This window comes from Corynebacterium sp. HMSC06G04 (assembly GCF_001807365.1).
GTDB classification, from domain to species: Bacteria; Actinomycetota; Actinomycetes; order Mycobacteriales; family Mycobacteriaceae; genus Corynebacterium; species Corynebacterium simulans.
Genome location: NZ_KV788617.1, coordinates 77,221 through 90,120 on the forward strand (window position 1 = coordinate 77,221; position 12,900 = coordinate 90,120).

10 protein-coding genes are annotated in these 12,900 nt (G+C 62.7%); 3 read left to right on the forward strand and 7 right to left on the reverse strand.

Features of this window, described 5'->3' with window-relative positions:
* Window positions 1-5 precede the first annotated feature (5 nt).
* On the reverse strand, window positions 6-602 hold the full coding sequence (locus HMPREF3158_RS07260; RefSeq protein WP_062043147.1) for an NYN domain-containing protein: 597 nt from the start codon (window positions 600-602) through the stop codon (window positions 6-8).
* Window positions 602-1,378, reverse strand: a complete 777-nt coding sequence (gene trmB / locus HMPREF3158_RS07265) for a tRNA (guanosine(46)-N7)-methyltransferase TrmB (protein WP_061925002.1) — start codon at window positions 1,376-1,378, stop codon at window positions 602-604. Before trmB ends, HMPREF3158_RS07260 begins: the two co-directional genes overlap by 1 nt.
* A 407-nt stretch (window positions 1,379-1,785) precedes the next feature.
* Here trmB and HMPREF3158_RS07270 point away from each other — a divergent pair, with 407 nt between their 5' ends.
* Window positions 1,786-3,603, forward strand: coding sequence for a phosphoenolpyruvate carboxykinase (GTP) (locus HMPREF3158_RS07270; RefSeq protein ID WP_070497892.1), 1,818 nt, complete (start codon window positions 1,786-1,788; stop codon window positions 3,601-3,603).
* A 247-nt stretch (window positions 3,604-3,850) separates the two neighbouring features.
* Here HMPREF3158_RS07270 and HMPREF3158_RS07275 read toward each other — a convergent pair whose 3' ends face one another.
* Entirely contained in the window at window positions 3,851-4,636 is a 786-nt protein-coding gene (locus tag HMPREF3158_RS07275) for a class I SAM-dependent methyltransferase (protein ID WP_062036880.1), read from the reverse strand.
* Window positions 4,637-4,660: 24 nt separating this feature from the next.
* On the opposite strand from HMPREF3158_RS07275, the gene HMPREF3158_RS07280 reads away from it, so the two are divergent.
* The gene (locus HMPREF3158_RS07280) at window positions 4,661-5,782 is read left to right on the forward strand and encodes a glycosyltransferase family 4 protein (RefSeq protein ID WP_070497894.1); all 1,122 of its coding nucleotides are present in this window, start codon (window positions 4,661-4,663) and stop codon (window positions 5,780-5,782) included.
* Here the strand turns inward: HMPREF3158_RS07280 and HMPREF3158_RS07285 are convergent.
* Window positions 5,729-7,222, reverse strand: a complete 1,494-nt coding sequence (locus HMPREF3158_RS07285; RefSeq protein ID WP_070497896.1) for an MmpA family trehalose lipid delivery protein — start codon at window positions 7,220-7,222, stop codon at window positions 5,729-5,731. The two genes, HMPREF3158_RS07280 and HMPREF3158_RS07285, sit on opposite strands and share 54 nt — an antisense overlap.
* Window positions 7,209-8,360 carry a PorA family protein gene (locus tag HMPREF3158_RS07290; protein WP_062036886.1) on the reverse strand — a complete coding sequence of 384 codons (1,152 nt, stop codon included), beginning with the start codon at window positions 8,358-8,360 and terminating at the stop codon, window positions 7,209-7,211. Before HMPREF3158_RS07290 ends, HMPREF3158_RS07285 begins: the two co-directional genes overlap by 14 nt.
* A 61-nt stretch (window positions 8,361-8,421) precedes the next feature.
* On the opposite strand from HMPREF3158_RS07290, the gene HMPREF3158_RS07295 reads away from it, so the two are divergent.
* The gene (locus tag HMPREF3158_RS07295; RefSeq protein WP_305764345.1) at window positions 8,422-9,582 is read left to right on the forward strand and encodes an acyltransferase family protein; all 1,161 of its coding nucleotides are present in this window, start codon (window positions 8,422-8,424) and stop codon (window positions 9,580-9,582) included.
* On the opposite strand, the gene HMPREF3158_RS07300 is transcribed toward HMPREF3158_RS07295, so the two are convergent.
* Window positions 9,498-12,680, reverse strand: a complete 3,183-nt coding sequence (locus HMPREF3158_RS07300) for an alpha-(1->3)-arabinofuranosyltransferase domain-containing protein (RefSeq protein ID WP_070497900.1) — start codon at window positions 12,678-12,680, stop codon at window positions 9,498-9,500. The two genes, HMPREF3158_RS07295 and HMPREF3158_RS07300, sit on opposite strands and share 85 nt — an antisense overlap.
* The gene (locus tag HMPREF3158_RS07305; RefSeq protein ID WP_061924980.1) at window positions 12,680-12,877 is read right to left on the reverse strand and encodes a DUF2613 domain-containing protein; all 198 of its coding nucleotides are present in this window, start codon (window positions 12,875-12,877) and stop codon (window positions 12,680-12,682) included. The genes HMPREF3158_RS07300 and HMPREF3158_RS07305 overlap by 1 nt, the downstream gene beginning before the upstream one ends.
* Between the last annotated feature and the right edge of the window lie 23 nt (window positions 12,878-12,900).

Sequence of the window (12,900 nt, forward strand, 5' to 3'; positions counted from 1 at the left end):
TCCTCCTAACGCTGCTTGAGTAGGGCGGTGAGCGGGCGGAAGGGTTGCAACCAGGCGCCGCCTTCTGGCAGGTTGTCGAGGTTGATGCGCGGCAGTGGCTCGCGGAAGACGCCTTCGATGTCCTCGAGGTCGACGAATTCGATGTCATCGTGTGTCACGGCCCAAGAGGCATGCTCGTGGAAGCCGAGAACGCAGACGGGCTTGCCCTCGGCTGCGATTTCTTCGAGGAGGGACTGGAAATTCTGGCCGTCGGCGGAGGCGACGATGACGCCTTCGAGTTTGTCGCGGTTGGCCTGGATGTAATCCACCATGTCTGGATCGACATCGTCGTCCTCGTGCAGCTTCGGCTTGGCAAAGACTGCGAAGCCGACGTTACGGATCGCCTCGACCCACGGGCGGATGACGTCAGCGCCGCCGGGGGTGACGTTGGTGAAGACGGCAGCTTCTGGCTGGGCGTCGTTCTGCAGAGCGATATCGACGAGCCAGCGGCCGATGGCATCAAAACGTGGGCGGTGCGCTGCAGTTGGGCGGCCACCGAGGATCGCGCCTAGCCCCATGTCCATGTTGGGGGCGTCCCAGATGAGTAGGTAGGAACCTTGCATTAGATTTTCTCCCACAGGTACTCGGTGATGACGTGGTCTTTGTCGAGGCCCTTGCCCTCGAACTTGGTGATGAGCTGGCGATCAGTCAGCTGCGGGCACTCGGGCCATGGCCAGCCTTTGTAGCGGAGGGCGGGCTCGACGTCGACAAGCTCGTTTATCCACTCGGCGTAACCTGCGTGGTCAGTAGCGACGTGCAGAACACCGCCCTTTTTCAGGCGGGAGGCAAAAAGGTTGAGGGTGCCGGATTGGATGATGCGGCGCTTGTGGTGGCGGGCCTTCGGCCATGGGTCAGGGAAGAAGACACGGATGCCGTCCAAGGATTCTGGCGCAAACATGCGGACCATCACCTCGATGCCGTCGCCGCGGATCATGCGGATGTTGTCGATGTCGTTGCGAACGACAGAGCCTAGGAGCTTGGCTAGGCCCGGCTTGTAGAGCTCGACGGCGATGATGTTGGTGTCCTGCTCGAGCGGTGCCATAGCGGCGGTGGAAGTGCCGGTGCCGGACCCGATTTCGACGATGGTCTTGGCGCCGGTGCGGCCGAACCAGGAATCGATGTCGAGGCGTTCGTCGGCAAGCATTGCTCCTAGGCGTGGCCAGTGCTCTTCGAAGAGGGCATTCTGGTTGTCCGTGAGTGTGCCGCGACGGAAGGTGACGTTGCCGAGGCGTGGGTAATCGAGGTCGTTGCCGAATTCAGCGTTGAAGTCGGTCTGCAGCGGGCGGCCGTGAGGCATTTCGCCGGCTGGGGAGTTTTGAGGATTATCTGCAGTATTCATTGCTCTTTATTGTTCCCTGTGCTTATGCCTCTAACAAAGTGCCGCGCCGCTTTTCGCTGGGTGGTGGAGGGAACTTTACGCGGTGGATATAACCGGGTTGAGTCTCGAGGGGGTGGATTATTCCAGACAAAGCTGCGCCCACTTCTGAACATTTCAGCCCCGTATTGGGGTGGAGTGAGGGGCTGTATGCTGTATGTCACAACGGCATACGCTTGGTTAAGTTGTGGTGAACGGCATGGTTATAACCATATTGGCTTTGAATGCCTAATTTTGACCCTAATTCGCGGCGACGTGGGGTTAATCTTGTGGTGAAAGACCCGTGGGGGACGTGTGCTCCGGCCAAGAACCCGGTAGATGTTCCTCGGCGGTAAAAATCCTCACGAACCGGACCACTAGGAGATTCTTAGATGACCGCCACCATTAAAGGCCTCGTCGGCGAGTTGCCAACGAGCAACGAAAAGCTCATTTCTTGGATTAGCGAAAGTGTTGAACTCTTCCAACCGGAGCGCGTGGTCTTCGTAGACGGCTCCCAGGAAGAAGCAGATCGTCTGGCAGGCGAGCTCGTCGAAAAGGGCACGCTCATCAAGCTGAACGAGGAAAAGCGCCCGAACTCCTACTTGGCTCGCTCTAACCCTTCCGACGTCGCGCGTGTAGAGTCCCGCACTTTCATCTGCACTGAGTCTGAGGAAGATGCGGGCCCTACGAACAACTGGGCACCGCCAGCGGCGATGAAGGAGGAGATGGCAGAGGCATTCCGCGGCTCCATGAAGGGCCGCACCATGTACGTCGTTCCTTTCTGCATGGGGCCAATCAGCGACCCAGAGCCAAAGCTGGGTGTGCAGCTGACTGACTCCGAGTACGTCGTTTTGTCCATGCGCATCATGACCCGCATGGGAGCACAGGCACTGGAGAAGATCGGTGCGGACGGCGACTTCGTGCACGCTCTGCACTCTGTCGGCGCTCCTTTGGAGGAGGGCCAGGAGGATGTGGCTTGGCCGTGCAACGAGACCAAGTACATCACCCAGTTCCCAGAGACCAAGGAAATCTGGTCCTATGGTTCCGGTTACGGCGGAAACGCCATCTTGGCCAAGAAGTGCTACGCGCTGCGCATCGCTTCTGTTATGGCCAAAGAAGAGGGCTGGATGGCTGAGCACATGCTCATCCTGAAGCTGACGAACCCAGAGGGCAAGAACTACCACGTTGCGGCGGCTTTCCCGTCTGCTTGTGGCAAGACCAACCTCGCGATGATTACCCCGACCATCCCGGGCTGGTCCGCAGAGGTTGTCGGTGACGACATTGCTTGGATGCACCTGCGCGAGGACGGCCTGTACGCCGTCAACCCGGAGAACGGCTTCTTCGGCGTTGCGCCGGGCACCAACTACGATTCCAACCCGATTGCCATGAAGACCATGGAGCCGGGCAACACCCTGTTCACCAACGTTGCGCTTACCGACGACGGCGATGTCTGGTGGGAGGACATGGGCGAGGCTCCAGCCCACCTCATCGACTGGCTTGGCAATGACTGGACCCCTGAGTCCACCACCAATGCGGCACACCCGAACTCTCGCTACTGCGTTCCGATTACCCAGTGCCCAACCGCTGCACCGGAGTTCGATGACTGGAAGGGCGTCAAGATTGATGCCATCCTGTTCGGCGGCCGCCGTGCAGATACTGTTCCACTGGTTACCCAGGCATTCAGCTGGAACCACGGCACGATGATCGGCTCCCTGCTGGCTTCCGGCCAGACCGCTGCCGCAGAGGGTAAGGTCGGCGCACTGCGCCACGATCCAATGGCTATGCTGCCGTTCATCGGCTACAACGCTGGCGATTACCTGCAGCACTGGATTGACATGGGCGAAAAGGGTGGCGACCGTATGCCGTCCATCTTCCTGGTCAACTGGTTCCGCCGTGGTGAGGATGGCCGCTTCCTGTGGCCGGGCTTCGGTGAGAACTCCCGCGTTCTGAAGTGGATTGTGGATCGCATCGAGGGCAAGGCTGAGGCTGTCGAGACCGTCGTCGGCCACACCGCTCGCGCTGAGGACATCGACATCGAGGGCCTCGACTTCGATATCCAAGATGTCCGCGAGGCACTGTCCGTCAACGCTTCCGACTGGGCTGGAGACATGGAAGACAATACCGAGTGGCTGCACTTCCTGGGCTCCCGCGTTCCTTCCGAGGTGTGGGACGAGTTTAATGCTTTGAAGTCCCGCGTGGAAAACGCCTAATCTTCTTACTTCCCGCGATTGGCTAACTCTAAAACAGTTAGCTGATTGCTGAAGAGGCTGACGTCAGGCTGTTTGGGCCTCTAGGGTCTGGTTCCGATCGTGCATCGGAGCCAGACCCTTTGTGTTATTTCGGGCAAATGGTAGGTCAAACAATGGTGCAGCTGTAGTTATTTTTACCCACGACGAACGTGTTCGGAAACAATGTTTCCGAACGTTTGAATTGGATACATTTTGCGGGGAATCGGGTTCAGCGGCGTAGCACGAGGACGAGGTTTGAGGTAAGGAACTCGCGCAGGACGGGCACCCGCGTGACCCACCACGCCCAGCTGGGGTGGTAGCGCGGGAACGTCGCTACTAGCGTCGAACTATCCACTGAGGCGCCGCCAGGTGCGGCGCCACTGCTGGTGATAGCTTCCGCCCACTTAAGGCCCTCGCGGGCAGAGACCGCGAAAAGCGAAGTGCCGAAGACGTTCTTCGGCAGGTGGCCGTGGCGGCGGGTATAGCGATCGCGGGCGAAGGCGCCGCCGACGTAGTGCTCCCACAGGCCGGTCTCATGCCCGCCGAAGGGGCCCAGCCACACGGTGTAGCTGAGCACAACCAATCCGCCGGGCTTGGTCACGCGCAACATCTCTTCTCCCATATCCCACGGATGCGGGATATGTTCGGCCACGTTGGAGGAGTAGGTGATGTCGAAGGTATCTGCAGCAAAGGGCAGCTGCGTGCCATCTCCGCGCACCGCGTTGGTCAGCTGGATTCCCGCGGCCGACATCTCGCCCGCATCGGGCTCAACGCCAAAGTAGCGCGCCCCGCGGCGGGCGAAGGCCTCTGCGAAATAGCCCGGGCCGCCGCCTACGTCGAGAACGCGCGCGCCGGCGAGTTGGGTGCCGACGTCGTGGCAAAGGGCGTCGATGAGCAGTGCAGTGTCTTCGGCCAGACCGCCGTAGAAAATTTCCGGCGCAGTCTGCTCAAAGCGGAAAGAACGTAGCAGGCGCCACGAACGCGCGAGCGTGGCCAAGGCACGGGTTTGTTTCATAACCCACTAGGCTAGTAGTTCGACATGAAGATTCTTTTACTGTGCTGGCGTGATTCCACCCACCCGCAGGGCGGTGGCTCGGAACGCTATCTGGAGCGCGTCGGGGAGTATCTGGCGGCGCAAGGCCACGAGGTGGTCTTCCGCACCGCGCGGCACATGAATGCTGCAAAGCGTGAGCATCGCGAAGGCGTTTTATATTCTCGCGGCGGTGCCAAGTTCAGCGTGTATCCGCGCGCGTGGCTAGCCATTTTGGCCGGGCGCTTGGGGCTTGGCGACGCCAAGAACATCGATGTCATCGTCGATACCCAGAACGGCATTCCTTTCTTCGCCAAACTGGTCTCGAAAGCGCCAACTGTTTTGCTCACCCATCATTGTCATCGCGAACAATGGCCGGTTGCGGGCCCGCTCTTGGCGCGTTTGGGATGGTTCTTGGAGTCGAAGGTTGCGCCAAGTGTCTACCGCAATAGCCCTTATGTAACGGTCTCGCAGGCTTCGAAGCAGGATTTGGAAGAGCTGGGAATTAAAGGCGCGCACATCATCGAAAATGGTGTCGACCCACTGCCAGAACATGTGCCGACCCTGCAACGCGAGACGGCCATCCATCTGGTGACGCTCTCGCGGTTGGTTCCACACAAGCAGATTGAACATGCGATGGACACGGTGGCAAAGATGGCTGGCGCGGTCCTCGACGTCATCGGTTCCGGCTGGTGGGAAGCGCAGCTGCGTGAGTACGCCGAGCGCATTGGAGTGGCCTCGCGGGTTCGCTTCCGCGGGCAGGTCACCGAGGACTATAAGCACGCTTTGCTTGCGCTTGCCGACGTCCACCTCATGCCCTCGCGCAAAGAAGGCTGGGGGCTGGCAGTGATGGAAGCCGCGCAGCACGGTGTGCCGACGGTGGGCTATTCCTTCGGGCTGCGCGATAGTGTCATCCCGGGCCAGACTGGCGTGCTGGTCGATACCGAGAAAGAGTTTGTGAGGGCGGTCCGCGAGCTTGTTGCGGATGCGAATTTACGCCGTCAGTTGGGCGAGAATGCCCGTGAACTGGCAGCACACTACTCCTGGGAGAAGACGGGGCGCGCTTTTGAGAAGTTGCTAACGCAGACCGCTCGTGCGACGGCGGGTAGCCAGAAGGCCCGGACGGACTAGCAGCCAGAGCACTAAGCAGGCCAGCGGGCTAGCTACCCAGGCGGCGGTAAGGGCCCACGGAACCTTGGGCGCGGGGGCGGGCGGCTCGGCGACGATGCGGCCGTCAACAACCACCGCGCCCACGCCGAGTTGGGCGAGCTTATCTAAGTCCTGGTCCTGCCAAGCTTGCAGCGCTGCGCGGTAGGCGGGCTGGGCTTGGTCGACTACAACGCCGTCGACGCGCAGTTCGCCGGATTCCAGTTTGTTCACGGCCTTCGAATACGGGTCGACTGCGGTGGTGCCGTCGGGCAAAGTGACGAGGGAGGGGCGTTGCGGGAAGAGTGCTAGCCGGCCGTCTAGCTCTTCGACGAGCTGGTGATTAATACCGCTGGGGCGTGGCGTGAGGACAGCTAGCTCGCCTGGAGTGTCGGGAGCCTGAAGCAGGCAGGCGAGGAGCGCCAAGGCTGCGGGGAGGTTAGGCAGGGCGCCGATACCGGCGACGTAGAGGGGTAGGGCAAGTAGCGTTAGCTTGGAGGCGTCGCGAAGCAGGCCCGCGCCGGGAACCGTTTCAATCAGCCACGCCAGCGCGCCGGGGCAAGCCCAGGCAATAAGCGCGCTGCCGAGGCCTAAGGCGGCGAGGAGGAGAAGGGGGCGTCGGCAAGCGGGGGCGAGGCGGCGGGCGCCGAGCAGCGCAACAGCTGCAACCACGAGCCCTGCGAGCGCAAAGCCGTGGTGGCGGGAGTCGGGAACGGCGTCGGCGCTCCAGATGCCGCCGAGACCAAGGAGAGCGCCGACGGTGCCCACGCCGGCTTCTGCGCGAGGCGCGAATGCAGCCACCTGCGCGGCGGCCGGACCGGGAACCGCGTTGTTGGTAATTGCCGGCACCAGCCACGGCAGGCACAGCGCCACGCCACCCACGGCGAGCTTGAAGCGGCCGGTGACAAGGGCGATTACCACGCCGAATACGCCGCCGGTGGGAGTAAGGGAACTTGCCCACAGACTCAGCCACGCGGGAATCGCGCGCTTGTGCAGGCACGCCCATGCCAGAACTGGCGCGAGCCATCCCGCAATTGCAAGGGACCAGTGCCCCAGGAGCAGGCGCTCGACGATGAAAGGATTGGCCACCGCACAAGCCATCGCGGCGGCGGCGGAAAGCGAAGTGCGGGCCCACTTCGCGGCAACGTATGCGCTAGCACTTGCGGAAGCGGTGACGAGCACGCGTGCGAACCAATCACCGCCCAGCAAAGCTAACGCGCCGTCCTGGGGCGCATTACGCGCGGGCAGCGAACCCAGCCCAAAGTTGGAGGCGGTAAAACCGGGGTTGTGGAGTAGAACCATATCGCGCCAGACCAACTCGCCGGGCAGGAAAAACGGCCAGCACACTGCCACCACGAGCAGGGCGCCCCACAGCCCTAGGCCCCAGCGCGCGGATCTGCGGCGCGCGGGTTTAGGCGCCGACACGGTGGCGGCGCATGTACATAAAGGCGGCATAGGCCAGCAAGATAACGCCGATGACCTTGCCTAACCAGCCGACGATGCTGAGAATCTTCACGTTGTTGATGGTCGTGCGCACCGTGTCCAAACGTTCCTTCTTGGTGGCATCGGACCAGTTCAAGTTGGCCTGGAAGAGGGAGCGGTCGGCAGTGTCGTCCTCGGCAACCATCTTCTTCGCCTGGTCCTGGTCGGTGGCGAGGAAAATCTTTATGTCCTCATGAGCATCGACGATGGTGCCGGTGGTTGGTTCTACCCAGACGTCACGCGTGACCGTGTAGAAAGGCTCGAGGCTGACGTGCTCGGTGGGGTCCAGCCCGAAGCGGCGCAGCGACTCCTCATCGAACATCGCCTGCGCCGGGCCGGAGCGCTGTAGCTTCTCTGGGCTCGTGCGTGTGGCTTTCTCATCGGGGGTTTGCTGCTGCAAGACACCCAGCGAATAGGCCAAGGCAACCGGCTCAATTTCCTGGTGGAAGATGTAGGTCGGAATCGTCTCGCGCTTTTCGGTGCCGGTGAAGTCGATGGGCGCTGTGGTCTGCGTCATCGGATCGAAATACGGGTAGCTGCGCTGTTCCGCCTTAGCCGGGAAGAAGTAGCTGATGCCATCGCGCGAAAAGTCGTGGCCTGCCGCAGAGATATTCAGCGGGGCGATATCAACCTGCTGTGAGCTATTGGGCCCTGCTACCGGATAAGCTGATTCGCGGTTGAGCAGAGAGTTTTCCTTGATCTCCGCGATAGTCTGGCCATTCGAGGTGACCTGGAGGAGGGAATCGGCGGAAGCCACGGCGTCGTCGGCAGTAGGCGAGGTGCGGGTGGTGCGTTTGAGCGAAACGTCTCGTTCCTCTGCATAGCAATAGAGTGGAGCATCCTTGGCATCGCAGTCAGGGTTGCCATGGGTATCCGCTGGCTTCTTGTGTTGCACAGCGCGGCTGACGTTGATTGCTGGGCCCTGGGTAGGAGCGGTGTCGATGGTGAAGTTTAAGTCATCTGGCAGCGGCCGGGCTTGATTGTTGTACAACGGCGGCAGCACAGAACCGAGGAGCAAAAAGACGATTGCGGCGACGATCACCTTCGTCATCCGCGAGCTCCAGTTAATCAGCCGCTTCATTACAGTAGAGTTCCAATCAGTTTACGTGCGCCGTGCATTATGAGGAGGAAGGAAAATTAGTGTGGCTTCCCATTCTTCCTTAAAGAGCCTACCCCGCCATATTTCTGAGTTGGATGGTATGCGAGGCTGCGCCGCTTTGGGAATTGTGGTCACGCATGTCTCCTTTCAAACGGGCACCGGTTGGGGGATTGCGGAGCGTTTCGATTACTTCGTTTCGGTGTTCTTTGCGCTGAGCGCTTTCCTGCTGTGGCGCCGGCGCGCCCTGCACAGCCCGCGGGATTATGCGTGGTCCCGCGTGGGACGCCTGGCGCCTGCGTATCTGGTGTGTGTGGTGCTGGTCTTCGCACTGCTTCCCGACGCCCATTCCGCCACCGCTACCCAGCTATTCAGCAACCTAACGGGTACGCAGATTTATGTAGTCGACGGTTTGGCGCCGGGGCTTACGCAACTGTGGTCGCTGTGTGTGGAGTTCGCGTTTTATCTGGTGCTGCCGCTGCTGGCGGCGGTGATGCGCGGATGGTCGCGGCGGCACAGAGCGTGGGCCATTGCCGTGGCGGCGGTGCTGAGCTGGGGCTGGGGTTTTGTTCCCTTTGTGGCTGATTACGCCAAGGGGGACGTGAATTCGCAGATTTGGCCGCCGGCGTATGCCTCGTGGTTTGCAGTCGGGATGCTGCTGGCTGAAGCAGAAACTGCGCGCGGGCAGTTTCCAGGGTGGCTAAGACGTGCGCTGCGGATGCGGTGGGCGTGGTGGCTGGCGGCGTGTGGTTGCCTGTGGCTGGCTAGCCGCGAGTGGTTTGGCCCGCGGGGTTTGGCGCATCCGGAGCCAGGTGAGTTCGCGCGACGCATCATGGTGGGCGCGGTCTTTGCGGTGTGCGTGATGGCGCCTGTGGCTTTGGCCCCACGGGAGTCTTCGCTGCTGAGCAGCCAGTGGGGGCAGGCTTTGGGGCGTTGGTCCTACTCGCTGTTTTTGTGGCACGTTGCGGTGTTGTCGGTGGTCTTTCCATTGCTGGGAGTGCCGCTGTTTTCGGGCAAGGTCATGGACTTCTGCGTGGTCTTCGCGGTGACGGTGGCGGGCAGCCTGCTGGTTTCGGCCGCTAGCTACGCCGTGGTGGAAGAACCCGGCAAGCGGTTGGTTGGTCAGTTCGCGCGGCGGCTGGGCCACAGGACGCAGGCTAGCGAGGCCGCGCACAAGCAGGTCACGAGGACCGAATCGCCGGCATAGCTGCCGCTGGCCCACGGAGCGCGGGCAAGCATGGTCCCGGCCGCCGCCGTCAGGGCGGCGGCTAAAGGAGCAGCGCTTAGCGACGTCCATCTCAACACCACCCACGCAGCAACACCCGCGAGGACGGCGGGCAGGCCGAGCAGGCTGAGCGTACCCAGGCCGCATACTGCAGCGAGAATGTGGGCGCCGCGGCCATCGTCTGGCTGCCACGGCGCGGTGGGGCGGCGGCGAAGAGAAAGCAGGCAGCCGGCCACGGTCAGCAGGGCCAGCGCGCCGCCTAAGCCAAGCGCGGCCTTATAGGTACGCGCCGCGGCAAAGCTCATGCGGAAGCTACCGCTTCTGCCTGCGGGAATAACAAAAGCCTGGAGGGAAGCGTTGATCTCTCGCGGCGCGAGGTCGATGCTGCCGGCCTCCGAATCGAGGTGGCCCTGCAGGCCGGGGTTAAACGCATTGCCGGTGATAAGCAGCCGGTCCTGCCCCGTGGCTTCGATGGTGCCGGAGGTTCGTTTGCTGGCGGCGGCCGGTGACCAGCCCACCTCGCGCAGGCTGATCCATCCGCCGGTGCTGCGCACGCGGTGGGTGCCGGAGCGGAGGGTGAGGTGCGCACCGGGGTTATAACGCACACCGTCGATAAGCACGGGCTTGCGGGCATCCAGCTCCAACCGCATGGTGCGGGGCACCGTGAAGTCACGGATGAGGATACGGGTGTCCTGAGCTAGCTGCTGGAAGAAGAACTGGTGGACGTCTGGGGAAGTCGCCGGAACGGTGACCACGCGCTCGATGGGGGAGCCCACGACCTGCGCGTTGGCGATGCCCACGCGCTCGGAAAGATCGATGCGGATGCTGCGGGTATCCCCACCCGGCACGCGCACTTCGCGGGAGCGGTAGGGCTTGAGTTTAACCTTGACCTTCGCGCTTCCCGAGCGCACGGTGACCTCGGTGTGGGCAGTGGCCATGAGCTTGACCACCGGCGCGTGCCACGCCGGCGTATTCGGGTCCTTGTTTAGCTCCAGCCAGCCGGTATCGCCGGGGGCGGGCCACCAGGCGGTGGAATTTTCGCCGTCAACAGCAGCGGTGCGCGAGCGCGCGGGATTGGCACCGCCGAAGGCATCGGCGTCGGCAGCCGAGGAAGAAGCGCGGACTGTGCCGCCGTGCGAAACCACCTTTGTCAGCGGCCCGGCGGAGGGGTAGTCGCGCAGGCGGTTATTCACCGTCGAGGGATCTCCCTCGGCCAAAGGCGCGGAGATGGGCCCGTCGAGGGTGCCGTAGTTGCGGTCGGTCAGCGTGGGCGTATCGGTGACGATGTCGGCGTCACGATCGACGAGCTCGTAGGCAGGAGCCGAACCGTCACCATGGGCATCCAGGAAGGCCAGGGACTCCCCGCCGCCGGCCACGCGGACGGGATTGGCGGAGGTCAGCGTGCCTACGGCATCGTCGGCATGCGGGAGGATGATGACCTCCACCTCGTCATCAGGGCCGAAAGAGTGGACCTGCCCGCCGTAGGAGGAAGCATCGCGCCAGGCCGCCAGCTGGGAGTCATCGCGGCCGTTCGCGCCCTCTGTAGAGACTAAGTCGTGGCGCAGCAGCACCGCACCGATGCCGAGGCGGCGCAGCGTGGCGCTACCAGTGGCGGGATCTTCGTGGAGGGCTGCCACCACTCCGTCGAGCCCGCGGATGGCCTCTGGTGGGACGAGGGGGATGGCGTCGCGGACGGCCCACGGGACGTCGAGAAGCGGCTGTGCCGGCTCATCGCGTGTCCAACCCCAGTCTTGGCGCGCGAAAGAGGTCTCGGGGAACAGCAGCGTGCGCGTGCCTTGGGCATGGGTGTTGAGGAAGTCCGCGGCCTCGTGCCAGTACTCCGGGACCTTTTCGTAGGCGCCCTTGGGAAGCAGGCGCCCAGTCCACGCGGGCGAGAAGGACGCGCAGGCAATGGCGGCCACCAGCACCGCCACCGCTTGGCGACGTCCCGGTCGCAACCATTCGCCCCGTACCCGCGGCAGGGGCAGGGCGGAGGTTGCTGCGGCGAAACCGAGCAGCAGGGGGATGCGCACGAGCGGATCGAACTTGTGGAGGTTTCTTAGCGCGGCAAGCGGGCCGTCGAGCGCGTTGAGATACCAGGCGGCGTGGGTGCCGAGGATAGCGATGCCCACGCAGGCCATGACCGGCCAGACCCGCGGCAGTCGTGCTAGGCCGTAGAGGCCAATTGCTGCCACCGCCATGGTGACCAGCACGAAGAAAGGCTGGGTGGCCAGTGCATATCCGGCCACGCGCTCCGTGTCGACGAAGGGCGCCCAGCTGGTGGTGCCGCGGAGAATTTCCGGCAGGTTTAGCCAGCGGGTGGTGACATAGGAAGACTCGATGAACTCAGTAAACGGCGGGGCGTAGCGCCCCAGCACCAAAAGCGGCACTATCCACCACAAAGAAACCGCCGCGCAGCCGGCCAGCCACACAAGGCCGGGACGCCAGGCTCGGCGGTACAAAAGCACCACCGCTGCCGGAACACACGCCGCGAGGGTAGCGGTGGCATTGACCGCGCCCATCGCTGCCACCGGCAAAACTGCTGCCGCAGCGCAGCGCCACGTTAGCTCCCGGCGCAAGAAGGGCAGGATGACCCACGGCGCCAGCATGACCGGCCAGGTCTCCGAGGAAATTGCGCCTATCGTAGTCAGCGCGCGGGGCGAAAGCGCGTACAGCAGCGCCGCAAGAAAAGGCCAGACGGGCGAAATCTCCCGCCTAATGCCCTCCCTCCTAAGGCCTCTGAACTGCGGAGGAAGAGACGCATAAATCAGCCGGTGGAAGCCCCAAAAGCCCACGCCTAGGACGAGTAACCACCACAAGCGCTGAGCTACCCAATCCGGCAGCGGCGAGGTAAGAAGAAAAAACGGGCCCTGCGGGAAAAGATAACCATAAGCCTGGTTCTGTAACTGGCCGAGCGTAAAGACCTCGGTATAGGCGCTGGTCGCCCCGCGTAGAAAGCCTAGGGGGTTAGCGGTGAGATCGTGCTTGGTATCCGCCGCAACCAAGCCAAAGGGCTGGGTAAATACGAAAACAGCGAGAGCTAAAAGCCCGCCTATGCGCCAGCGGGACTGCGCATTCATTAGTTCCTAGAGCCGTACTCCGGGCCGCCCATTACGGCATCAGAAGCGGAAACTGCACCGTCCGACGGAACTGCATCAGCATTAGAAAACTGCGCGATGCCGATGATGGTGATGACGCCGAGGGCGATGCCCACGACGGTGCTGCCCACGGCGGGGCCGAGGGTGCGCTTGTTGAGGGAGTCCGTCTCGAGTGCCATAAACCCACATCCTAGCAGCTACC